Here is a 21,977-nt window from a genome sequence, read left to right as displayed (position 1 = left end):
AGGCTTTGGGCCGCCCAGACGACGGCCCGCGCACAATCACACACCCGTCGCCGGGATACCCGTCCGCTCGACCGGCCGCGGCGCGGTCAGCTCTTTCCAGGTGCTCAGCGCCTTGTTCACGTGACCGTTTGGCTCACGGGCCACAAAATCACCATGCCCTTCCTGAGTGCGGATTTCGCCGTCATGCACCGCCACCTGACCGCGTGTCAGGGTAAAGCGCGGCAGACCTTTGACCTCTTTACCCTCGAACACGTTGTAGTCGATCGAGGATTGCTGCGTGTCCGCACTGATCGTCTTGGACTTTTCAGGGTCCCACACCACGATATCCGCATCAGCCCCAACAAGGATCGCACCTTTTTTCGGGTAGCAATTCATGATCTTGGCGATGTTGGTTGACGTCACGGCGACAAACTCGTTCATCGTCAGCCGTCCGGTATTCACCCCATGGGTCCACAGCATCGGCATCCGGTCTTCCAAACCGCCAGTGCCATTCGGAATCTTGGTGAAATCACCCACGCCATAGCGTTTTTGCTCAGTTGTAAAGGCGCAATGGTCGGTCGCCACAACACTCAGCGTGCCGGAATGCAGACCGTTCCACAGGCTATCCTGATGCTGCTTATTCCGGAACGGAGGACTCATGACCCGCCGCGCCGCGTGGTCCCAGTCCTGATGGAAATACTCGCTCTCATCCAATGTCAGGTGCTGGATCAGAGGTTCCCCCCACACGCGCTTACCCTGCATCTTGGCCCGGCGAATGGCCTCATGCGCCTCTTCGCAGGAGGTGTGCACCACATAGAGCGGCACACCCGCCATATCGGCGATCATGATGGCGCGGTTGGTGGCCTCACCTTCCACCTGCGGCGGACGCGAATAGGCGTGCGCTTCGGGGCCGGTGTTGCCTTCGGCCATCAGCTTGGCCTGCAACTCGGCTACGACGTCGCCATTTTCGGCGTGCACCATGGCGATACCACCCAACTCGGCTAGTCGCTTGAACGAGGCAAAAAGCTCGTCGTCATTCACCATCAACGCGCCTTTATAGGCCATGAAGTGTTTGAAGGTGTTGATGCCGCGCGTCTCGATCACTGTCTTGATGTCGTCGAAGACCTGCTCACCCCACCAGGTCACTGCCATGTGGAAGGAGTAGTCACAATTCGCCCGCGTCGACTTATTATCCCAGCGCTTCAAGGCATCCAACAGGCCCTCACCGGGGTTCGGCAGCGCGAAGTCCACCACCATCGTAGTGCCCCCGGCCAATGCCGCGCGTGTGCCGCTTTCGAAATCATCGCTGGAATAGGTACCCATGAACGGCATTTCCAGATGGGTGTGCGGGTCGATCCCGCCGGGCATCACATAACACCCGGTCGCATCCAGTTCCTTGTCACCTTTCAGGTCCATTCCGATCTCGGTGATCACCCCACCTTCCACCAAAACATCCGCCTTGTAAGACAGATCGGCGGTCACGACGGTCCCGTTCTTGATAACAGTGCTCATCTTAGTCTCCCTGTTGCGGTCTGTGCCGCTTGCTTTATCTGGCCATTAGCATCCCGGGGGAGTCGCCCAGTCGGCGACGGGGACGGTGACCCTATTCTACGATTTCCGCCGTCTCGACGACTGCATGAAACAGAACATCCGCGCCGGCCGCAGCCCAATCCTTGCTGATCTCCTCGGCCTCATTGTGGCTCAGCCCATCCACGCAGGGGCACATCACCATCGCAGTCGGTGCCACGCGGTTGATCCAGCACGCATCATGCCCCGCGCCCGAGATGATGTCCGTGTGCGAATAGCCCAGCCGCTCGGCCGCATCGCGCACGGCTGCCACACAACCTGCATCGAATTCTACCGGATCGAAACCGCCGACCTTCTCGAACTCGATCTGCAGACCCATCTCATCGACGATGCTCTCAGCAGCGACACGCAGACGGTTCTCCATATCGGTGATCACGTCCAGCTCGGGTGAGCGGAAATCGACCGTGAATACCACCTTACCCGGGATCACATTGCGCGAGTTCGGATACACATCAATGTGCCCCGCGGCGCCCACGGCATGGGGTGCATGTGACCACGCGATCTCATCCACCTTCTCAAGAATCCGCGCCATCGCAAGACCGGCATTCTTACGCATCGGCATCGGGGTTGAACCGGTATGGGCGTCCTTGCCTGTCACTGTGATCTGGGTCCAGCTCAGGCCCTGACCGTGGGTGACAACGCCGATGTCCTTGCCTTCGGCCTCAAGGATGGGACCCTGCTCGATGTGCAATTCAAAAAAAGCGTGCATCTTGCGGGCACCGACCTCTTCGTCGCCGCGCCAGCCAATGCGCTGCAACTCATCGCCGAACTTCTTGCCCTCGGCATCCTCGCGGTCATAGGCCCAATCCTGAGTGTGGACACCTGCAAATACGCCCGAGGACAACATCGCTGGCGCATACCGCGTGCCCTCTTCGTTGGTCCAGTTGGTCGCCACAATCGGATGTTTGGTCTTGATCCCCAAATCGTTCAAAGTGCGGATAATTTCCAACCCGCCCAGAACGCCCAACACACCGTCATACTTTCCGCCCGTCGGCTGTGTGTCCAGATGCGAGCCGACATAGACCGGCAGCGCCTCGGGATCAGTACCCTCACGTCGTGCAAACATGTTTCCCATCTGGTCCAGCCCCATGGCACAGCCCGCGTCCTCACACCATTTCAGAAACAATGCGCGCCCCTCGCCATCCTCGTCCGTCAGGGTCTGGCGATTGTTGCCGCCCGCGACGCCGGGGCCGATCTTGGCCATCTCCATCAGACTGTCCCACAACCTGTCGCCATTGATCCTGAGATTCTGCGCCGGAGCTGCCATTTTCTTCTTCCCTGTTGCTTGCGATTTGGCTCGCTTTTGGTGTCTTGATTTGACCATCTGGTCAAACTCACGCTATCACGGGTTGGTCATCAGTCAAGAAATTGCGAGACGCCGTCGATAATTTTGGCATAAACGGCGCCTGCTTGCCGGAAAAAGAGACAACCTGAAAACATGCCCAAAGATCGCGCCCCAACCAGAATTCAGAAGAAGAACCGAGCAGCGATTCTGGAAGCCGCCCTGAATGTGTTCTCGGCACACGGGTTTCGCGGCTCGACCGTTGATCAGATCGCGGCCGAAGCCGGGCTGAGCAAACCAAACCTGCTGTACTATTTCCCGTCGAAAGAGGCGATTCACACTGCCTTGCTATCCGGTCTGCTGGACGTCTGGCTCGCACCGCTGCACGATCTGGATGAGGATGGCGACCCGATGCAGGAAATCCTCTCTTACATCCACCGCAAACTACAGATGAGCCGCGAGCTCCCACGTGAAAGCCGCCTGTTCGCCAATGAACTGGTCCAAGGTGCGCCGCGCATTCACGACGCGCTGTCGCAGGATCTGAAACAGCTGGTGGATGAGAAGACCGCGGTCCTGAAGCAATGGATGGACGACGGCAAAATCGCGCAGGTTCATCCCTATCACCTGATCTTCTCGATCTGGGCGCTGACCCAGCATTACGCCGATTTCGACGTGCAGGTTCGCGCAATTCTTGGCGACGAGGACCCGTTCGAGGGCGCGGAACCGTTTATCGACACGCTCTATCGCAAACTGCTCACACCCTAAATAAGGGGCCGTTCACCCGACCCTTCACAGTATGTGGTGCAGGCGGCCGATAGTGAAGCTTGGAACTTAATGTCCGTTTCGGACCCATACCGGAAGCACCCATTGAATTGTGCGTGCACTCGCAACACTCCCTTCGCCGCAAAGCAGATAGGTTTCAAGCCGTTGTGCAGCGGGAGTAGCAGTTGTTGTCGCGGTTCAGGTCGTTAGTGTCGGGGTCCGCAGCCCGATTGGCCGTTCGTTTCAACGCCATTTGCGGTGCTTACCATTTTAGCGGCAGCAAATCCGGGTGCGACCAGAGACAATTTCCTCTGTTATTGAATAACAACTCACACAGGCCCTAGTCTCGGATTTAAATGTTGGTTTGTCGAAGAATACGGACTGTATTTCGGTACTCTAAATTATTGGAAAGGTGCGTTTATGAAGCGAACTGTATTGGTATTTGCACTTTTGGTGCAGGCGGGATGCGTATCAACCACCACTCCTCCATCGGCACCTATACCAAACCCCGGTCGTGCGAGCGCCCCCGTTAGCTCACAGCATGCACAAGCAAGATTCCGTCAGGTCGCCTCTCGAGTAGAACCCGTGGCAGAGCAAGAATGCCGCCGCCGCACTGCGGGCGTAAATTGCGATTTTTTGATCCGCATTGATCCAAATAAACAAGCGCCCTCAAACGCCTATCAAAGTTTAAGTAAGTCGGGGCGCCCGGTGATCACAATGACCCAATCGCTGACACGAAATGTGAACAATACCGATGAGCTTGCATTTGTTATGGCGCATGAAGCCGCTCACCACATTCAAGGTCATTTAGCGCGACGCGCTCAAAACGCGGCCGCTGGTGCAGTTATTTTGGCTGGTCTGGCAACAATAGCCGGGACTGGACCGAATGACATTGCCGCAGCTCAAGATCTAGGAGCTTTTGTCGGCGGGCGCAGCTATTCCAAGAACTTTGAATTGGAAGCTGATCAACTAGGTACGGTAATAGCCTATAAAGCGGGCTATGATCCACTCAAAGGTGCTCTGTACTTCGCGCGAGTTCCTGATCCTGGTGATCGCTTTCTAGGGACGCATCCGCCCAACGCTCAAAGATATCATGCGGTTCAAGCTACAATGAACCAGATTGGTGGCTAAATCACTGGAACGTTGGGTATTCGCAGAACCGCAAAACCAAAGTTCGAGCAACCCTTGATTCCACAGTTACAGCTGACAACCGTCCCGGCGGATCGCGCTGCGGCACCACGATCACCGGCTTCGGGCCGTCAGCGTCAGTTCGGGCTGTTTTAGGAATGAAGGGAAAATTGCGTTCCTCAAGTATCGAACCTGAGTGCGGCGAAAGGACAGTTTCAAACACCTGAAAATAGCACTCTGAATGTCGGCTCTGGTGACACACGCTGAGTTGCCGCACTGGCTGTGGTGCGTCAGCGATAGCTGCTCATGCACAAGGCTGCTTTGTCTCATAACCGGACCTCACTACTCTGCTCCCGAAGAAATCTCCGGGAGCTTTGCTCGACATAGAATAACGAACCCATAGGCCTGTGGTCACGCGTGCGACACATACGGCAAAGGACTGGCTATTCACCGGCCCTTTCATATTCTGCAATTTGTTTTACTCGGCGGCGTTTGCCATCGGATTGTTCGGGTGTGTTGTCCAGTTGGCATAGTCGGGCTGCACCTCCAAGCCGGTGCGCGGATCGACCTCTCCGGCCGCCATCGGCACCATCGAGATACATCCGTCCACGGGGCAGACATCCACGCAAAGGTTGCAGGCGACGCATTCATCATCCATGACCTCGAACACCCGGTCCTCGGACATCGAAATCGCCTGGTGGCTGGTGTCTTCGCACGCCGCGTAGCAACGGCCGCATTTGATGCACTGGTCCTGATCGATCTTGGCCTTGGCGATATAGTTCAGGTTCAGATACTGCCAGTCGGTCACGTTCGGAACAGCCAGGCCGACGACTTCGGAAACGTCCTTGTAGCCCTTTTCGTCCATCCACTTGGACAAGCCAGCGGTCAGTTCGTCGATGATCTTGAACCCATAGGTCATGGCCGCAGTGCAGACCTGAACGGTGCCGCACCCCAGCGCCATAAACTCTGCCGCATCGCGCCACGTGGTCACGCCACCGATACCCGAGATCGGCAGGCCATGCGTGGCTTGAGCCCGCGAAATCTCGGACACCATCGACAGAGCAATCGGCTTCACCGCCGGACCGCAATAACCGCCATGGCTGCCCTTGCCGTCAATCGACGGCTCAGGGCTGAACGTGTCCAGATTGACGCTGGTGATCGAATTGATGGTGTTGATCAGCGACACCGCATCCGCGCCACCATTCTTGGCGGCTTCGGCAGGCTTGCGAATATCGGTGATGTTGGGCGTCAGCTTCACGATGACTGGGCGGTCATAGTATTGCTTGCACCAGCGGGTCACCATCTCAATATACTCCGGCACCTGCCCCACTGCGGACCCCATACCGCGTTCGCTCATCCCGTGCGGACAGCCAAAGTTCAGCTCGATCCCGTCTGCACCAGTCTCGGCAACACGCGGCAGGATGGCTTTCCATGCCTCCTCTTCGCACGGCACCATAATCGAGGCGATCAGCGCGCGATCCGGGTAGTCGGCCTTGACCCGCGCCATCTCTTCGAGGTTCACCTCAAGCGGGCGGTCAGTGATCAGCTCAATGTTGTTCAGGCCCAGCAGCCGACGATCAGCGCCATAGATCGCGCCATAGCGCGGCCCGTTCACGTTCACGACCGGAGGCCCCTCGGCCCCCAGCGTCTTCCACACAACGCCGCCCCATCCGGCCTCGAAGGCACGGCGGACGTTGTATTCCTTGTCGGTCGGTGGCGCCGAGGCCAGCCAGTACGGGTTCGGGCTTTCGATACCCAGAAAGTTTGTCTTCAAATCAGCCATTTATCCGGCCTCCCTGATGCAGTTCAGCATCTTTGTGTCTTTGAGTTTCACGCGGTCAGGCTTGCGTGGATATCCATTGCGGCGTCGCGGCCCTCGGCCACGGCGGTCACGGTCAGGTCTTCGCCACCGGCCGCACAGTCGCCCCCGGCCCAGACACCAGCCACCGAGGTTCGACCAGCCCCGGTCACGGCGATCTTGTTGCCGTCCAGCTTCAGCCCTTCCGGCGCGCCTTCCAGGGTCTGACCAATCGCCTTGAGGACCTGATCTGCAGGCAGGCGAACCATTTCTCCGGTGCCCGCAAGCTGACCGTTGTGACTGGAAGTATACTCCAATTCGACCTCGGCCGCCGCACCGTTTCCGTGAACGGCAACGGGTTGCACATTGGTCATGATCTTGACGCCATGCGACGAGGCCAGATCCTGCTCGTAACGGCTGGCCCCCATTGCTTCGCGACCGCGCCGATAGGCGATGGTCACATGCTCGGCACCCAGCAGTTTCGATTTCACCGCCGCATCCACGGCTGTCATGCCGCCACCGATAACGACGACATTGCGACCCACCGGCAGATCCGCCAGATCAGATGCCTGACGTACGTCCGAGATGAAGTCTACAGCAAAGCGCACGCCGTCCTTTTCTGCCCCATCCGCGCGCAGGGCGTTCACCCCGGCCAGCCCGATGGACAAAAATACTGCGTCGTAGTTTTCGACCAGACCGTCCAGCGAGACACCCTCGCCCAGCACCGAACCGGTCTCAATCGTGATACCGCCGATGTTCAGCAGCCAGTCCACCTCAGCCTGTGCAAAGTCATTGGTCGATTTGTAGGCGGCGATACCGTACTCGTTCAGACCGCCGGGCTTGGGCTTGCTTTCATGAATCACCACGTCATGCCCATGCATCGCCAGACGATGCGCGCAGGCCAGGCCCGCAGGCCCTGCCCCGATCACGGCAACGGTTTTGCCAGTCGGCGCGGCACGCTCGAACGGGTGGCCCCCTGCAGCCATTACGCTGTCCGTCGCATAGCGCTGCAGGCGACCGATCTCGACCGGTGCACCCTCGGCAGTTTCGCGTACGCAGGCCTCTTCGCACAATGTCTCGGTCGGACAAACGCGCGCGCACATGCCGCCCAAAATGTTCTGCGCCAGAATGGTCTCACCTGCCGCCTCGGGTTGCCCGGCCTGAATCTGACGCATGAACAACGGAATATCGATATCCGTCGGACAGGCCGTCACACATGGCGCGTCATAGCAGAAATAGCACCGGTCTGCCGCCACAGCGGCCTCATGCGCGGCCAATGGCGGATGCAGATCGGTAAAATTCGAGGTCAGCTCATCGCTGGAAAGCCGCCCGGAGACAATGCCGGGGGCAATCTGGCCCTGTGCCATCGCTCTACTCCCTGTAGATATGTTTGTTATAATCTCAGCTTGCCACAATCTTATTTTTTATCAATTGGTAAAATTTGGAAAATCACCAAAAACCGCAAATCCAGGGTGGATTCCCCGGGTTTCGCAGGCGATTACGCCCGATTTTCTTGCATTCTGAAGACTCGCGGCAAATGCACCGCACCCAAACGGCCTCTGGCTGCAGGGAAACCGAAGATTCCCCGTATCTGGTTTTGACGGGCTTTACGGCGTGTTGTAGGTCAAGAAGAACCCGAGCAGCGCCGAACAGCGGCCTTATACGTGAAAGTCACCCGATGCAGGCCAGCCCTTCGAAATTCAACATCGTCATCATCGGGCAAAACAATCGGCTGCAATACGAGGCCCTGCTGTTTGCAGCCTCTTTGCGCCACAGCTCACCGAATTTCTCAGGGCGGTTATTTGTCGCCGTCCCTCAGCCCGGGTCGCGCTGGCGTCAGGACCCGAGCATCCAAAACGAAGATATCCTGAAAGCCCTGCGACAACTGAATGCCGAGATTCTGCCCTTTGACTCTCACGTCTTCGGCGACAGCTATCCCTATGGCAACAAGATCGAGGCCCTGTTGGCCTTGCCCGAAGGCGAACCCTTCGTATTCTTCGACAGCGATACTCTGATCACCGGCGATCTGACCTCGGTGCCGTTTGACTTCGACCGCCCCGGCGCCTCGCAAAAGGTCGAGGGCACGTGGCCCAAGCCGACGCTCTATGGCCCCGGTTTCGATGGCATCTGGAGCGCTTTGTACCGACGATTTGAGCTGGATTTCGAAAGCTCGCAGGACGCCAGCCAGCCGATGGATTACTGGCGACGGTATCTGTATTTCAACGCGGGCTATTTCTTCTATTCCTGCCCGCGCGAGTTCGGAGAGCGATTTCTGGACTATGCCCGCACGATCCGGGATGAGGAAATCCCTGAGTTGGCCGGGCAGAACCTTGACCCCTGGCTGGATCAGGCCGCCCTGCCGCTGGTCATCCATTCCCTCGGTGGCGGGCGTGATGCGCTGCCCCCCGGCCTGCTGGACGGATCGGTCAGCTGCCACTATCGCCTGTTCCCACTGCTCTATGCACGTGAGAGCGACCACGTGGTCGAAGTGCTGGAAACCGTCGCGGCCCCCAACCGGGTCAAGAAAGTGCTCAAAGGGTATGAGCCGATCAAAAAGCTGGTTCTGCAACGCAAGGGCCACAAGATCCGCGACCTGTTCGACCGGGAAAACCTGCCCCAGCGCGAGCAGGCCATTCGCAACACGATCCGCAACAACGGCCTGTGGATGCGCTGACAGGATTGTTGTGCGCGCGCGCCGGATCGCCTAGAGATTCAGCAACACACATTCCAACAGGAGATTTCGACGATGTCTGACGGCCCGACTTACGGTTTCGACACACTGCAAATTCACGCGGGAGCGCGGCCCGACCCGGCGACAGGTGCGCGTCAGACTCCGATCTACCAAACCACCGCCTATGTGTTCCGCGATGCCGACCACGCGGCCGCCCTTTTCAACCTGCAAGAGGTTGGCTTCATCTATTCCCGCCTGACCAACCCGACCGTGGCCGTTCTGCAGGAACGTATCGCCACGCTTGAGGGCGGCGTCGGCGCGGTGTGCTGTTCTTCGGGTCACGCGGCGCAGATCATGGCCCTGTTCCCGCTGATGGGTCCGGGCTCCAACGTGGTGGCCTCGACCCGCCTGTATGGCGGTACGGTCACGCAGTTCAGCCAGACCATCAAACGCTTTGGCTGGTCGGCCAAGTTCGTCGACACCGACGATCTGGACGCAGTAAAGAACGCCATCGACGAAAACACCCGCGCGGTGTTCTGCGAATCCATTGCCAACCCGGGCGGCTACGTCACCGACATCCGTGCGATGGCCGATATTGCAGATGCAGCGGGTATCCCTTTGATCGTCGACAACACCTCGGCCACGCCTTACCTGTGCCGCCCTATCGAACAGGGAGCTACTCTGGTGGTTCATTCGACCACCAAGTATCTGACCGGCAACGGCACCGTCACCGGCGGCTGCATCGTGGACTCGGGTAAGTTCGACTGGTCGGCGAATGACAAGTTCCCCTCGCTCAGCGAACCGGAAGCCGCCTATCATGGTCTGAAATTCCACGAGACCTTCGGCCCGCTGGCCTTCACCTTCCACGGCATCGCCATTGGTCTGCGTGATCTGGGCATGACCATGAACCCGCAAGCCGCCCATTACACTCTGCTGGGGATCGAGACCCTGTCCCTGCGGATGGAGCGCCATGTGGAGAACGCCCAGAAAATCGCTGCCTGGCTCGAGGCCGATGAGCGTGTGGACTATGTGACCTATGCGGGCCTGCCCTCTTCGCCTTATTACGACCGGGTTCAGGCGCAATACAAGAAGGGTGCTGGCGCGCTGTTCACCTTTGCGGTCAAGGGCGGCTATGACGCCTGCGTCAAGCTGGTGAATTCGCTCGAGATATTCAGCCACGTCGCCAACCTGGGCGATGCACGGTCGCTGATCATCCACTCGGCATCGACCACCCACCGTCAGCTGACCCCGGAACAGCAAGAGGCGGCAGGTGCCGGGCCGAACGTGGTACGCCTGTCCATCGGCATCGAAGACGCCGACGACCTGATCGCCGATCTGGATCAGGCGCTGGCCAAAGCATCGGCCTGATCGATGAGCGGACACGACACCAACGATCAGGGCCAACCCATCGGCAGGCCGGTTCCGGGCGACTTCCCTCGTCCGACGCCGCCCTATACGCCAATGGAGGGTCAGTATTGTTCTGTCGTTCCCTTGGACGTGAATCGGCACGCGCCCGGACTATACCGGGCGTTTGCCAACGATACGGACGGTCGCAACTGGACCTATCTGCCCTATGGGCCGTTCGACTCGGAACACGATTTTGTTGAATGGGCTCGCGCGACCTGCATGGATGCCGACCCGATGTTCCACACGGTGCTCGACAGTGATGAAACGCCGGTCGGCGTGGCTTCGTTTCTGCGGATCGCACCCGCGGCGGGTGTGATCGAGGTCGGCCATATCCACTTCTCACCCCTGTTGCAGCGCAGCCCGCAATCGACCGAGACTATGTACCTGATGATGCGCCGTGTGTTCGACGAACTGGGCTATCGTCGGTACGAGTGGAAATGCGATGCTCTGAACGACGTTTCCCGCAACGCCGCCGAGCGGTTGGGCTTTACCTTCGAGGGCATTTTCCGGCAGGCAACCCATTACAAGGGTCGCAATCGCGATACGGCGTGGTATTCGATCCTCGACAGTGAATGGCCGCGCATCAAGACCGCGTTCGAGGCCTGGCTGTCACCTGACAATTTCGACCAGACGGGCCAGCAGCGACAACCGCTGAAGGCCCGCGCCAAAGCTGTCGGCTCAGTCGGAAATCCCGAATTCCATCGTCACATTGACCGAGACTGAAATCTCGCCCCCCGCAACCGGAACGCCGCCGGCCTCGGCCATGCTCATCGCACGCATCTGAGGCGCGGGACGAATGCCGCCAGCTTGTTCGCTGATCGTCTGGACTTGCCCCAGAGTCACGCTGGCTGCCTGAGCCAATTGCTCAGCTTTTGCAGTGGCTTCGGCCACGGCCTTGGCGCGCGCCTCTGCCTGAAGCGGCGCGGGATCCTGCACACCAAAGCTCAGCCCGCCGAAATCATTGGCGCCGTCCTGAATGACCGCATCCATGATGGAACCCAGCTTGGTCAGATCACGCACACGCACCTGAACGTTGTTCGAGGCGACAAAGCCGGAAATCTCGGGCCGTTCGCCGCTGGGGTTGTTGCGCCCGGACCAGACCGGCGACAGCGACAGATCACGGGTCTGCACATCGCGGGATTCGACGCCCATATCCTCCAGCCGCTTCAAAATCTGTGCAACGGCATCAGAGGTCGCCTGCATGGCATTCGACGCCTCGGCATCTTCGTTTGTAACGCCCAGAGTTATGGTCGCCATATCGGGCGCGGCCTGAACGGTTCCGGCCGCATCCACCGTGATGCGACGTTCTTCCGCATGGGCCATGCCCGCTGCGGTCACGGCCATCATCGCGGCCAGAAAAGCGATTTTCTTCAAGGTCTTCCCTCCAATTTCTCCAGAACCAACATGGGGATGTGAGGGCCGATCAAACAAGGGGAACATCCGGCTTTTTCTTTCCCTCGGCGGGAACCTGCTTTAATGTCACTCTGCGGACGAGATGTCGTTTGCATTGATGCTGACAATTATGGTTCTTCGGGAATATGAAACCCGCCTTTGCGCTGTCTTTTTCTGCGACCAAGATATCTGTGCACCACCAATCGGATGACGACTGGTACTGCATTGGTGCGGTCGCACTGGATGCGCCAGACCTGAACGCTCAGCTTCATGCCTTGCGGGACAAGGCGTTCGCGCTGGAAAACAACCTGAGTTGCAAGGTCGTGATTCCGGCAGATCAGGTCCGGTTCCTGTCAACGGAAACAGATGGAGAAACGCCGGAAGAACGCACAAAACAGGCCCGGTCCGCGCTGGCCGATGCAACACCATACTCGGTCGATGATCTGGTTTTTGACGTCGCAACGGTCGGCTCCACCGCCCACGTTGCGGCCATCGCGAGACAGACGCTGGGCGAAGCACGCGATTTCACAACCGAACACGGGTTTATTCCGGTTCAGTTCACGGCGGACACCGATCAGGCCCAGTTCCCGACCGAGCCCCTGTTTTCGGACCAGAAAAACGAAAGCCTGGCGGCACCGCAGGACAGGGATATCCCTGCATCCAACGTCCACGCTATCGCCGACACAACGGCTCCGGACTTGTTCCGCGCGCCGTCCGATGATGAGACGCCCAAGGCGAACTTTGAAGCGCTTGCCAAACGATACGCCGTACCGGCGGCAGCTGCGATCACCGCTGCGGTGGCGTTAGGGGCATGGGCTCTGATCGCGCCGGACAGTGACGAAGAGCCCGAAACGGCGCAGGTCGGAATCACCCTGCCCGAGCCTGACACTCAGTTCAGTGTCACCAAGCCGGAAGTTCCGACCGAGCCCGAAGCGCCGCCCGCTGAAACAGCCGAGCGCGAACCGGATGTCCCTCCTGTCGATATACCTGAGCTGTCCCCCACGGATACCGCGATTCTCGAAGCGCTAAATGTGGCGCCAACGGTTGTCGAAGATATTGATCGCGACCCCGAACCGCAGGACACCCCAGCACAACCCGGCATCGAGATCATCACGCCCGCCCCTCTGACGCCCCCGGTTCTGCCCCCGCAGGACGAGCTGTATCTGGCCTCCATCGACAAATCCAACCTGTCCAACGACGCAATTGCCCAGCCTTCCGTTGAAAGCTTTGCCACCGACGTACCTTTTGATCAGGTCGCCCTACCCAGCGTTGCCGGTTCCCGGTTTGACCTGGATGAACGAGGGCTTGTCGCTCCCAGTGCTGAGGGAACATTGAACCCCGAGGGGATTGCCGTCTATCTCGGGCGCCCTGCCAAGGCACCGCCACCACCCCCCGTCCGGTTCGAGCAGGAACCGACCCTTGAAGAGCCCTCTGACCGGCTGGCCGGGCTGCGCCCGAAACCGCGCCCTGGTGACCTGATCGAGCGGTTCGAGCGTCAGCAACTGGGTGGACGGTCTCGCGAGGAGCTGGCGGCGCTGCGCCCCAAAACTCGCCCTGCGTCGCTGCAGCGACCAGAGGTTGAAGAAACACCTGCCCCTGCTGTGCTGGGGGGACTGCGCGTACCGCGTCCAAAAACACGTCCTACCGGTCTTGCCCCTTCGTCGAGCACCCAAACTGCCAGTTTGGGTTCGACGGCCGGTATTGGTCAGGTCGAAGCCGGATCTTTCCAGCCCAAGGCCGTGGCGCCCAAGATTCCGTCATCAGCCTCGGTTGCGCGGCAAGCAACGATCGACAATGCGCTGAACCTGCGCAAGCTGAACCTGATCGGCGTCTATGGCACGCCCGCCAACCGTCGGGCGCTGGTGCGCTTGCCCAGCGGCCGCTACATGAAACTGAAAGTGGGTGACAGGTTGGACGGGGGCAAAGTTATTGCAATCGGTGACAGCGAGCTGCGCTATCAGAAAAAGGGCCGGAACCTGACGCTAAAAATGCCACGAGGTTAAAGCGGACGAGAACGCCCGCTTTAACTTATGATATTAAGCTGCTGAAATTTCGCCGCTTTCGATTTGCTCTCGTTCAATAGACTCGAACAGGGCCTGAAAGTTCCCCTCGCCAAACCCATCATCGCCTTTGCGCTGAATGAACTCGAAAAAGATCGGTCCGATCACGGTTTTCGAGAAGATCTGCAGCAGGATTCTGGTTTCGCCGCCGTCCAAAACACCCTCACCGTCGATCAGGATGCCATGTTTCATCATCCGGTCCAGCGGCTCGTCGTGGTCGGTGACGCGATCCTTGGACATGTCATAATAGGCCTTGTTCGGTCCGGGCATGAACTTCAACCCTTTCTCGGCAATGGCATCGGTCGAAGTATAGATATCATCGCTGCCTACCGCGATATGCTGGATGCCTTCACCCTTGTACTTGTTCAGGTAGGACACGATCTGCCCGGTCTCGCCACGATCTTCGTTGATCGGAATGCGGATGCGGCCGCAAGGCGATGTCAGGGCGCGGCTGAAAAGGCCGGTATATTTGCCCTGAATGTCAAAGAACCGGATTTCGCGAAAGTTGAACAGGGTCTCGTAGAACTTAAACCACTTGTCCATATTCCCGCTATAGACGTTGTGCGTCAGGTGATCGAGGTAATAAAACCCGTCGCCGCGCGGCTTGGACTGCTTAGTCCAGGTGAATTCCTGATTATAAGGCGAAGTGTCATGGTATTGGTCGATGAAATAGATCAGCGACCCGCCGATACCCCTGATTGCGGGAACATCCATGGTCTTGTCTGCAGCATCATAGGGTTCTGCGCCTTTGGACACCGCGTGATCATAGGCCTTTTTTGCGTCCACGACACGCCAACCCATCGCGGATGCGCAGGGGCCGTGCTCGGCAACAAACCGCGCGGCGAAGCTTTCGGTGTCGGCATTCAGAATGTACGTTACATCACCTTGCTGCCACAGCTCAACCTCAGGCCTGTCCGTGTGGTAGCCAACCTGTTCAAAGCCCATTTTGGCGAACAGATCACGCAGTTCCTGAGGCTCAGGATGCGCAAACTCCACAAACTCAAACCCGTCGGTACCGACCGGGTTTTCTTTGCTGATGACAGATTTCGGGGCGTTGTGCGGGAAAGGACCCATGGTGCACCTCATTAAAACAGGAATTTCTTTGCTGATTCTAAAATACGCCTTAATCAACGCTGTTTCTGCGCATTGTTTTCGTGTATCCTATTAAAGTACGCGCAGAAGCCGCATTATTTCGAGCAAAAACGAAGAAAGTCCGCATATGCTGGATGCCACCGACACGCGCCTGCTCTCTGCCCTGCAAAAGAATGCCCATCTAACCGCGCATCAACTGGGGGAAATGCTGAACCTGTCACCCAGCCAGGCCGGGCGGCGGCGGCAAAGGCTGGAGGCTGAGGGCTACATCACCGGATACACCGCGCGGCTGGACGCGCTGAAGCTGGGTCTACATGTTCAGGGGTTCATTCAGGTGCACCTAGGCACACATGGCCCCGAACAATCGGAGAGTTTCGCCCGCATGGTCCACTCACGCCCCGAGATCACCAGCGCCTGGACGATGACCGGTGAGGCGGATTACCTGCTGCGCGTTTATTGCGACGATCTAACTGCGCTCAACCGCTTGCTTCACGAGGTGATACTGCCGCATCCTGCGGTCGCACGGGTGCAAAGCCAAATCGTGATGGATCAGCTCAAGCGCGACGCCCCTTTACCCACCTGACCTGACCGAAAGGACCGACATGGACGATTTCCTCTATCAGGCCTCAATCTATCTGGCAGCCGCCGTGATTGCCGTGCCCCTGTCGGCGCGTCTGGGGCTGGGGTCCGTGTTGGGGTATCTTGCCGCGGGCATCGTCATCGGCCCCGTATTCGGCCTGGTCGGCGCCGAAACCGAAAGCCTACAACACGTGGCCGAGTTTGGCGTGGTCATGATGCTGTTCCTTATCGGGCTGGAGCTTGAGCCGCGCGCGCTGTGGGATATGCGTGACAGGTTGCTGGGCCTGGGCGGTCTGCAGGTCGGTCTGTCGACAGCTGCCATCGCCTGCGTCGCCATGTACGCAAACCATCCCTGGTCGGTTGCGCTGGCAGTCGGGTTGACCCTGTCCCTATCCTCGACCGCAATCGTACTGCAAACGCTGTCGGAAAAAGGGCTGATGCAGACCAATGGCGGCCGCGCCACGTTTTCGGTGCTGCTGACGCAGGACATCGCCGTCATCCCAATTCTGGCGCTGCTGCCGTTGCTTGCACTGCCTTCGATACCGCATCTGAAAAGCGACGGGTCGATCGATCGGGGCGTGAAAGACCTGCACGATGCAGGCCATCACAGCCTGTCTCTGGTCGAAGGCCTGCCGGGCTGGGCCGTGACACTGGTCACCATCGGTGCAATCGCCTTCGTGATCCTTGCGGGCGTCTACCTGACACGGCCCCTGTTCCGCTTTATCCACGCCACCCGCCTGCGCGAGATGTATACCGCGCTGGCATTGATGATCGTGGTGGGGATTTCCTTCCTGATGACGCTTGTTGGCCTGTCGCCTGCCCTTGGCGCCTTTCTGGCGGGCGTTGTTCTGGCCAGCTCGGAATTCCGGCATGAGATGGAAAGCGACCTTGAGCCGTTCAAAGGCCTGTTCCTGGGCCTTTTCTTCATCACGGTCGGCGCCGGGATCGATGTCGCCTATTTCTTTAATGACCCGCTCGAACTGTTCGGTTTGGCCCTTCTGGTAATTCTGTTCAAAGGGATCATTCTCTTCCTCGTAGGCCGCGCCTTCAAGCTGCGCGGACGGGACCACTGGCTTTTCACGTTAGGCTTGGCACAGGCGGGGGAGTTCGGCTTTGTCCTGCTGGCTTTTTCGACGCAGCAGAATGTCATCCCGTCCGACCTGTCGCAGAAACTACTGATGATCATCGCCCTGACCATGCTGATCACGCCGCTGCTGTTCATCATCTACGATCTGCTCTCCCGCCGGATTCGGGACAGCGGTCCGCAGCCGGAACCGGATAAAATAGATGAGCAAGGCCCCGTGATCATCGCGGGCATCGGCCGCTTTGGTCAGATCGTGAACCGTCTGGTCCGCGCCAGCGGCTTCAAAACCATCGTTTTGGATCATAATATCGACACCATCCAGTTGATGCGTCGCTTTGGCGTCAAAGGGTTTCTGGGTGATCCGACCCGGCCAGAGTTGTTGCGCGCCGCAGGGCTTGAGAAAGCGACTGTGCTTGTTGCCGCGATGGATGACCGCAAACAGGTGACACGTCTGGTCAGCTTTGCCCGACGTCAGCGCCCGGACCTGCACATCATCGCCCGCGCCCATGACCGAACCCATGTGTACGAGCTGTATCAGGCAGGCGCGAACGATATCGTACGCGAGATGTTCGACAGTTCACTGCGAGCCGGGCGTTATGTCCTCGAAAATATCGGCCTCAGTGAATACGAGGCCGCGCAGGCCGAACAGACATTCTACCGCCACGACCGCGCATCGATCCGCGAACTTGCCGAGCTTTGGATCCCTGGGATGCCGACGGCGGAAAACAAAAAATACATCGAACGCGCGCAACAGTTCGAGAAAGATCTGGAAACAGAGCTTCTGGAACTGGCCGAGAAGCACGCCCAGAAATCGGCCTGACCCTGAAATGCGGGTCAGGCCGTTAAGTTTATCCGTCTGAAACTCCGGCTTCGGCAAAGGTGGCCATGCCCGAATGGCAGGCTACCGCGCTTTTCAGAATGTTGATCGCCAGCGCTCCGCCCGAGCCTTCGCCCAATCGCAGGCCGAGTTTCAGTACCGGTTCCTTGCCGAGCTTTTCCAGCACAGCACCATGCGCGCCTTCTGCACTCTGGTGCCCGGCAATGGCGTGATCCAGGGCCCCTGCGGAGACGTTTGCCAGACAGGCCGCAGCCGCCGAGCAGATGAAACCGTCCAGAATGACCGGAATGCGCAGAACACGCGCGGCGGCGATGGCACCGGCCATGGCAGCAATCTCGCGCCCACCGAGGCGACGCAGAACCTCCAGACCGTCACCAGCCCCTGCGTGCAGGGCCACGCCTTCGGCCACGACGCGGGTTTTGTTGATTAGTCCGGCATCATCCACACCGGTTCCCCGCCCGGTCCAGTCAGACGCGTCTCCGCCGAACAGGGCACAGGCGATCGCAGCAGCCGGGGTGGTGTTTCCAATCCCCATCTCTCCCACAACCAGCAGATCCGCCTTGGGATCAACGGCATTCCAACCGGTGCACAGCGCCTGCAACAACTCATCCTCGGACATGGCCGGACCTGCGGTGAAATCGGCGGTGGGCGCATCCAAATCCAGCGCGTGTACATCCATCGTGGCACCGGCAGCCTTGGCCAACTGGTTGATCGCCGCGCCACCGTGTTCAAAGTTCATTACCATCTGCACGGTCACTTCCGGTGGAAAGGCCGAGACGCCTTGCGCCGTAACGCCATGATTGCCCGCAAACACAATCACTTGCGGAGAGCTAACCTGCGGACGCGCATCCCCGCGCCACCCCGCATACCATATAGCCAAATCCTCGAGCCTACCCAGCGCACCCGGCGGCTTGGTCAGCTGTCCATTGCGGTCAGCCGCCCCTTGCAGTGCAGTTTCGTCCGGAGCGGGTGCTTGGCTCAGAGTATCACGGAGTGTTTTCAGATCATTAAGTTCAGGCAGCATCGAAAGCCTCGTTGCATCAGAGTGGTCCTGTGTGTTTAACCGAAGCGTTCAATCCAACAAGACCCGGAAAGGCGCGGGAGTGTATAAAAACGACAACACCCTGATTTCCGCATGGGATATTCCGCTGGCGCTGGTGCTACTGACTCGCCTGCCAGTACCGCGCCTGCCCGAAAAAGCCTTTGCACGTCAGGCCGATTCCGCCTGGGCTTTTCCCGTGGTAGGACTGGTGGTGGGCCTGCTGGCCTGCACCGTTGGTTGGATTTCGATGGCATTGGGCTTGCCTGCAATGGTCGCTGCTGTACTCGTCACCGCAACGCTGGTGATTTCAACCGGCGCCATGCACGAAGACGGGTTGGCTGACACAGCAGACGGGCTTTGGGGCGGGTTCACGCGGGAGCGCCGGTTGGAAATCATGAAGGACAGCCATATCGGGGCCTATGGGGTTCTGACGCTGATCTTCACCCAATTGATGCGCGTCGCTTTGATCGCAGCCTTGCTGACGGCTGGAGCCTACGGTGCCGTTCTCGCCGCCTGCATCGCGTCCCGCGCGTTCATGCCGGTTCTGATGAGCACCCTGCCCAACGCCCGCAACAGCGGCCTGAGCCATACAGTCGGCGGGCCACGTGGCACAACAGTTGCGGCCGGGCTTGTACTGGCCGTTTTCTGCGCCGCGCTTTTGATGGGGTTCGCAGCCACCCTTCCCGTCCTCCTTGCTGCTATGGTCGTCGCTGTGCTTGCGAAGGTCGCGAAAACCAAAATCGGCGGCCAAACCGGTGACATTCTGGGTGCGACGCAACAACTGGCCGAACTGGCCTTTCTGGCCACAACTGTGGCGGCACTTTAGGTCGTACCGCCAGTTTCGATCCTCAGGGTTTCGCCGCAATGCTTGCAATGCACCGCGTCCGGGTCGTGACGGTAAAGTCCGCAGCTTGGGCATTTGTGCCGGACTTTCTGTGGCATGAAGATCGCCTGGGCCAACCGTACGAACAGCGCCACGCCCACCACCATGATGAACACCGAAAACAACTTACCACCCGGAGTCGCCAAGGTGATGTCACCGAACCCGGTCGTGGTCAGCGTTGCCATGGTGAAATAGAGGGCATCGATATACGCGGTCTGGCTGTTGTCGGGGATAAAGAACACAAGAACCGCCGTGGAGGTCGCGAACACGAACACCATCAGGTTGATCGCTGCGATAACGGCGTCTTCATGCGTCCGGAAAAACTGACTGTCACGCCGTAGGTCGCGCAACAGATGATAGGAATGGATCAGACGCAAGGCACGCAAAATCCGCACGAAGGCCAGGTTCCCTGGCAGGAAAGGCTCAAGCAGCAGCGAGGAGATCACTACGATATCCGCCAGCGTGTAGACCTTGCGCAGCAGCTTCCACCGGTCCTTTGCAATCCACATCCGGGCCAGAAAATCCAGCAGAATCAGAAACCCGACGCACAGGCTGGCAACGGTGATCCCCGGACCATGCGGGATGTTTGCCGTGGCCACAAAAAACACTATCGACACCGCGTCGAACAGGATCAGACCATAGCGGAACCAGACCGAAACCGGTTCATGCGCAACGTACAGAAACTTTACGGTTTGCTTTATCCCGATCATGTATCCGCCTCTGGTTACAGGAAAATTAGCGGCAAACGCAGAATTCACCAAGACCAGAGACGAAAAAGGCCACCCCTTGCAGGAGCGGCCCCAAATTCCGTGTTGGCAGCGATCAGGCAGCGCGCGAGGTCAGGACCTCATCCACCTGCTTGGCAGCCGAAACCTCGCCAGCGCCAGAGACAGCAGCCACTTCGCGGGTCAGGCGTTCGAGCGCGGCTTCGTACAGCTGACGCTCGGAATAGCTCTGCTCGCGCTGATCGTCAGTGCGGTGCAGGTCGCGAACCACCTCGGCGATCGAAATCAGATCGCCCGAGTTGATCTTTTGCTCGTACTCCTGCGCCCGGCGGGACCACATAGCACGCTTGACCTTGGCCTTGCCTTTCAGGGTTTTCATCGCCTGACTGATGACATCCGGCGAGCTGAGTGACCGCAGGCCGGATTCGGTGACCTTGTTGGTCGGCACTCGCAGGGTCATCTTGTCTTTTTCAAAGGAGATGACGAACAGCTCAAGCGAGTATCCCGCGACTTCCTGCTCTTCGATCGAGATGATCTGACCCACGCCATGCGCAGGGTAAACAACATAGTCGTTCGGGCGGAACTCAAGCTTTTTCGACTTAGACATACAGGTTCATCCTTGGTTACAGAGCGAGATACGGGACAACAAAAAAACCTGAGCCGGAGCCTTTTTCGGCTCCGCCAAGCGGCTGGTTTGTAATTAAATCAGAACTCCAAAGCAGTCATACTTACGGAGCACATCCCCATCTCAGTCATCATTCAGCTTACGATTATATCACAAAATTACGACGCCCGAAAGGCCACGTCCATTTGCAGCCTTGAAAGCCTATGCTTTTCAAAGCAATGCAACCTGTTTTTACACCTGAACGAACAAGTTCAGAGAGCGAATCGCTCAGCCACCTTCGCCGGGCGCTTCCGAGAAATACTTCTCCATTTTACCCTCTTCACCGTCGCGTTCTTCGGCATCGGGCAGCGGGTCTTTCTTGGTCACGATCACCGGCCATTGTTCCGAGTATTTCCGGTTGAATTCGACCCACTGGTCCATGCCCGGTTCGGTGTCGGGGCGGATGGCGTCGGCGGGGCATTCAGGTTCGCACACGCCGCAGTCAATGCACTCGTCGGGGTGAATGACCAAAGTGTTCTCACCTTCGTAGAAACAGTCCACCGGGCACACCTCGACACAGTCGGTGTATTTGCAGGCGATGCAGTTTTCAGTGACAACGTAGGTCATGGTCGGATTCCCATTTTCGCTTTGGGCGTTAGCTAATCCAGTATTGCATTGTCTTCAAGGGAAGATCAGCCCTCTTTGGTGCGAGAAAGATCAAGCGCGCGCCGATCTTTCTTGGTCGGACGACCTTTTCCTTCGAATCCCGGATTTTTGGGTGGGGCGTCCCGTTTTTCCGACATATCGAAATACAACGTCTGCGCCTCGGGCGCCGGGCCGCGTCGCTCGCCGAGCTTTTCGACCCGAACCACCCGCACGATGCGACCCTGTGGGAAGGTCAGGACGTCTCCGGGTCCTACGGCCTGCGCCGGTTTCAGGATCCGGTTTCCGTTCAGCCGGACATGGCCTCCGTTGACCTGTTTGGCGGCCTGGCTGCGGGTCTTGAAGAACCGCGCCTGCCACAGCCATTTGTCAATCCGCAGCTTGGCCTCGGCCATCGGCGT

Annotated in this window: 20 protein-coding genes; 9 read left to right on the top strand and 11 right to left on the bottom strand. The window is 58.7% G+C overall.

The window, feature by feature from the left end; translation table 11 throughout:
* Nucleotides 1–36: 36 nt before the first annotated feature.
* On the bottom strand, nucleotides 37–1,491 hold the full coding sequence (gene hydA / locus ACR1XY_RS02910; protein WP_480589691.1) for a dihydropyrimidinase: 1,455 nt from the start codon (nucleotides 1,489–1,491) through the stop codon (nucleotides 37–39).
* 91 nt (nucleotides 1,492–1,582) lie between these two features.
* On the bottom strand, nucleotides 1,583–2,833 hold the full coding sequence (locus ACR1XY_RS02905; protein WP_480589690.1) for a Zn-dependent hydrolase: 1,251 nt from the start codon (nucleotides 2,831–2,833) through the stop codon (nucleotides 1,583–1,585).
* 171 nt (nucleotides 2,834–3,004) lie between these two features.
* Between ACR1XY_RS02905 and ACR1XY_RS02900 the strand changes: the two genes are divergently transcribed.
* Both ACR1XY_RS02900 and ACR1XY_RS02895 read left to right on the top strand, forming a co-directional pair.
* Complete coding sequence (locus ACR1XY_RS02900; RefSeq protein WP_480589689.1) at nucleotides 3,005–3,613, top strand: TetR family transcriptional regulator C-terminal domain-containing protein; 609 nt, start codon at nucleotides 3,005–3,007, stop codon at nucleotides 3,611–3,613.
* 582 nt (nucleotides 3,614–4,195) lie between these two features.
* The gene (locus ACR1XY_RS02895) at nucleotides 4,196–4,741 is read left to right on the top strand and encodes a M48 family metalloprotease (RefSeq protein WP_480589688.1); all 546 of its coding nucleotides are present in this window, start codon (nucleotides 4,196–4,198) and stop codon (nucleotides 4,739–4,741) included.
* A 475-nt stretch (nucleotides 4,742–5,216) separates the two neighbouring features.
* On the opposite strand, the gene preA is transcribed toward ACR1XY_RS02895, so the two are convergent.
* Nucleotides 5,217–6,521, bottom strand: coding sequence for an NAD-dependent dihydropyrimidine dehydrogenase subunit PreA (gene preA / locus ACR1XY_RS02890; RefSeq protein WP_480589687.1), 1,305 nt, complete (start codon nucleotides 6,519–6,521; stop codon nucleotides 5,217–5,219).
* Nucleotides 6,522–6,568: 47 nt separating this feature from the next.
* Nucleotides 6,569–7,903, bottom strand: a complete 1,335-nt coding sequence (locus ACR1XY_RS02885; protein ID WP_480589686.1) for an NAD(P)-dependent oxidoreductase — start codon at nucleotides 7,901–7,903, stop codon at nucleotides 6,569–6,571.
* Nucleotides 7,904–8,214: 311 nt separating this feature from the next.
* Here ACR1XY_RS02885 and ACR1XY_RS02880 point away from each other — a divergent pair, with 311 nt between their 5' ends.
* The 3 genes from ACR1XY_RS02880 to ACR1XY_RS02870 all read left to right on the top strand — a co-directional run bounded on the left by ACR1XY_RS02880 (nucleotide 8,215) and on the right by ACR1XY_RS02870 (nucleotide 11,337).
* Nucleotides 8,215–9,210 carry a hypothetical protein gene (locus ACR1XY_RS02880; protein ID WP_480589685.1) on the top strand — a complete coding sequence of 332 codons (996 nt, stop codon included), beginning with the start codon at nucleotides 8,215–8,217 and terminating at the stop codon, nucleotides 9,208–9,210.
* Between the two features lie 72 nt (nucleotides 9,211–9,282).
* The gene (locus ACR1XY_RS02875) at nucleotides 9,283–10,575 is read left to right on the top strand and encodes an O-acetylhomoserine aminocarboxypropyltransferase/cysteine synthase family protein (RefSeq protein WP_480589684.1); all 1,293 of its coding nucleotides are present in this window, start codon (nucleotides 9,283–9,285) and stop codon (nucleotides 10,573–10,575) included.
* A 3-nt stretch (nucleotides 10,576–10,578) separates the two neighbouring features.
* Nucleotides 10,579–11,337, top strand: coding sequence for a GNAT family N-acetyltransferase (locus ACR1XY_RS02870; RefSeq protein WP_480589683.1), 759 nt, complete (start codon nucleotides 10,579–10,581; stop codon nucleotides 11,335–11,337).
* Here ACR1XY_RS02870 and ACR1XY_RS02865 read toward each other — a convergent pair.
* Nucleotides 11,293–11,988 (bottom strand): SIMPL domain-containing protein, encoded by a 696-nt coding sequence (locus ACR1XY_RS02865; protein WP_480589682.1) that lies wholly within the window; start codon nucleotides 11,986–11,988, stop codon nucleotides 11,293–11,295. The two genes, ACR1XY_RS02870 and ACR1XY_RS02865, sit on opposite strands and share 45 nt — an antisense overlap.
* Nucleotides 11,989–12,152: 164 nt before the next feature.
* On the opposite strand from ACR1XY_RS02865, the gene ACR1XY_RS02860 reads away from it, so the two are divergent.
* Nucleotides 12,153–14,009, top strand: coding sequence for a hypothetical protein (locus tag ACR1XY_RS02860; protein WP_480589681.1), 1,857 nt, complete (start codon nucleotides 12,153–12,155; stop codon nucleotides 14,007–14,009).
* A gap of 33 nt (nucleotides 14,010–14,042) precedes the next feature.
* Here ACR1XY_RS02860 and hppD read toward each other — a convergent pair whose 3' ends face one another.
* Entirely contained in the window at nucleotides 14,043–15,140 is a 1,098-nt protein-coding gene (gene hppD / locus ACR1XY_RS02855) for a 4-hydroxyphenylpyruvate dioxygenase (RefSeq protein WP_480589680.1), read from the bottom strand.
* Between the two features lie 145 nt (nucleotides 15,141–15,285).
* Between hppD and ACR1XY_RS02850 the strand changes: the two genes are divergently transcribed.
* Together ACR1XY_RS02850 and ACR1XY_RS02845 are read left to right on the top strand one after the other, a co-directional pair.
* Entirely contained in the window at nucleotides 15,286–15,741 is a 456-nt protein-coding gene (locus ACR1XY_RS02850; protein ID WP_480589679.1) for an Lrp/AsnC family transcriptional regulator, read from the top strand.
* A gap of 19 nt (nucleotides 15,742–15,760) precedes the next feature.
* On the top strand, nucleotides 15,761–17,641 hold the full coding sequence (locus ACR1XY_RS02845) for a monovalent cation:proton antiporter-2 (CPA2) family protein (protein ID WP_480589678.1): 1,881 nt from the start codon (nucleotides 15,761–15,763) through the stop codon (nucleotides 17,639–17,641).
* Between the two features lie 28 nt (nucleotides 17,642–17,669).
* Here ACR1XY_RS02845 and cobT read toward each other — a convergent pair whose 3' ends face one another.
* Nucleotides 17,670–18,683: a nicotinate-nucleotide--dimethylbenzimidazole phosphoribosyltransferase gene (gene cobT / locus ACR1XY_RS02840; protein WP_480589677.1), complete on the bottom strand. Its 1,014-nt coding sequence runs from the start codon at nucleotides 18,681–18,683 to the stop codon at nucleotides 17,670–17,672.
* Nucleotides 18,684–18,762: 79 nt separating this feature from the next.
* Between cobT and cobS the strand changes: the two genes are divergently transcribed.
* Nucleotides 18,763–19,527, top strand: a complete 765-nt coding sequence (cobS, locus tag ACR1XY_RS02835; protein WP_480589676.1) for an adenosylcobinamide-GDP ribazoletransferase — start codon at nucleotides 18,763–18,765, stop codon at nucleotides 19,525–19,527.
* Here the strand turns inward: cobS and ACR1XY_RS02830 are convergent.
* The 4 genes from ACR1XY_RS02830 to ACR1XY_RS02815 all read right to left on the bottom strand — a co-directional run bounded on the left by ACR1XY_RS02830 (nucleotide 19,524) and on the right by ACR1XY_RS02815 (nucleotide 21,971).
* On the bottom strand, nucleotides 19,524–20,294 hold the full coding sequence (locus tag ACR1XY_RS02830; protein ID WP_480589675.1) for an ion channel: 771 nt from the start codon (nucleotides 20,292–20,294) through the stop codon (nucleotides 19,524–19,526). The genes cobS and ACR1XY_RS02830 overlap by 4 nt on opposite strands.
* A gap of 112 nt (nucleotides 20,295–20,406) precedes the next feature.
* On the bottom strand, nucleotides 20,407–20,916 hold the full coding sequence (locus ACR1XY_RS02825; RefSeq protein WP_170381457.1) for a CarD family transcriptional regulator: 510 nt from the start codon (nucleotides 20,914–20,916) through the stop codon (nucleotides 20,407–20,409).
* Nucleotides 20,917–21,201: 285 nt separating this feature from the next.
* The gene (gene fdxA / locus ACR1XY_RS02820) at nucleotides 21,202–21,540 is read right to left on the bottom strand and encodes a ferredoxin FdxA (RefSeq protein WP_170742515.1); all 339 of its coding nucleotides are present in this window, start codon (nucleotides 21,538–21,540) and stop codon (nucleotides 21,202–21,204) included.
* Nucleotides 21,541–21,605: 65 nt separating this feature from the next.
* Nucleotides 21,606–21,971 (bottom strand): RNA-binding S4 domain-containing protein, encoded by a 366-nt coding sequence (locus ACR1XY_RS02815; RefSeq protein WP_480589674.1) that lies wholly within the window; start codon nucleotides 21,969–21,971, stop codon nucleotides 21,606–21,608.
* Between the last annotated feature and the right edge of the window lie 6 nt (nucleotides 21,972–21,977).

The organism is Ruegeria sp. AD11(2025), assembly GCF_056542405.1.
The sequence above is the reverse complement of the archived record's forward strand: the minus strand, read 5'-3'. Positions and strand labels throughout refer to the sequence as shown.

What these genes read in the sequence shown, in the direction of transcription:
- hydA (WP_480589691.1), bottom strand. Translation starts at nt 1,491, where the DNA reads ATGAGCACTGTTATCAAGAACGGGACCGTCGTGACCGCCGATCTGTCT.
- ACR1XY_RS02905 (WP_480589690.1), bottom strand. Translation starts at nt 2,833, where the DNA reads ATGGCAGCTCCGGCGCAGAATCTCAGGATCAATGGCGACAGGTTGTGG.
- ACR1XY_RS02900 (WP_480589689.1), top strand. Translation starts at nt 3,005, where the DNA reads ATGCCCAAAGATCGCGCCCCAACCAGAATTCAGAAGAAGAACCGAGCA.
- preA (WP_480589687.1), bottom strand. Translation starts at nt 6,521, where the DNA reads ATGGCTGATTTGAAGACAAACTTTCTGGGTATCGAAAGCCCGAACCCG.
- ACR1XY_RS02885 (WP_480589686.1), bottom strand. Translation starts at nt 7,903, where the DNA reads ATGGCACAGGGCCAGATTGCCCCCGGCATTGTCTCCGGGCGGCTTTCC.
- ACR1XY_RS02880 (WP_480589685.1), top strand. Translation starts at nt 8,215, where the DNA reads ATGCAGGCCAGCCCTTCGAAATTCAACATCGTCATCATCGGGCAAAAC.
- ACR1XY_RS02875 (WP_480589684.1), top strand. Translation starts at nt 9,283, where the DNA reads ATGTCTGACGGCCCGACTTACGGTTTCGACACACTGCAAATTCACGCG.
- ACR1XY_RS02870 (WP_480589683.1), top strand. Translation starts at nt 10,579, where the DNA reads ATGAGCGGACACGACACCAACGATCAGGGCCAACCCATCGGCAGGCCG.
- ACR1XY_RS02860 (WP_480589681.1), top strand. Translation starts at nt 12,153, where the DNA reads ATGAAACCCGCCTTTGCGCTGTCTTTTTCTGCGACCAAGATATCTGTG.
- hppD (WP_480589680.1), bottom strand. Translation starts at nt 15,140, where the DNA reads ATGGGTCCTTTCCCGCACAACGCCCCGAAATCTGTCATCAGCAAAGAA.
- ACR1XY_RS02850 (WP_480589679.1), top strand. Translation starts at nt 15,286, where the DNA reads ATGCTGGATGCCACCGACACGCGCCTGCTCTCTGCCCTGCAAAAGAAT.
- ACR1XY_RS02845 (WP_480589678.1), top strand. Translation starts at nt 15,761, where the DNA reads ATGGACGATTTCCTCTATCAGGCCTCAATCTATCTGGCAGCCGCCGTG.
- cobT (WP_480589677.1), bottom strand. Translation starts at nt 18,683, where the DNA reads ATGCTGCCTGAACTTAATGATCTGAAAACACTCCGTGATACTCTGAGC.
- ACR1XY_RS02830 (WP_480589675.1), bottom strand. Translation starts at nt 20,294, where the DNA reads ATGATCGGGATAAAGCAAACCGTAAAGTTTCTGTACGTTGCGCATGAA.
- ACR1XY_RS02825 (WP_170381457.1), bottom strand. Translation starts at nt 20,916, where the DNA reads ATGTCTAAGTCGAAAAAGCTTGAGTTCCGCCCGAACGACTATGTTGTT.
- fdxA (WP_170742515.1), bottom strand. Translation starts at nt 21,540, where the DNA reads ATGACCTACGTTGTCACTGAAAACTGCATCGCCTGCAAATACACCGAC.
- ACR1XY_RS02815 (WP_480589674.1), bottom strand. Translation starts at nt 21,971, where the DNA reads ATGGCCGAGGCCAAGCTGCGGATTGACAAATGGCTGTGGCAGGCGCGG.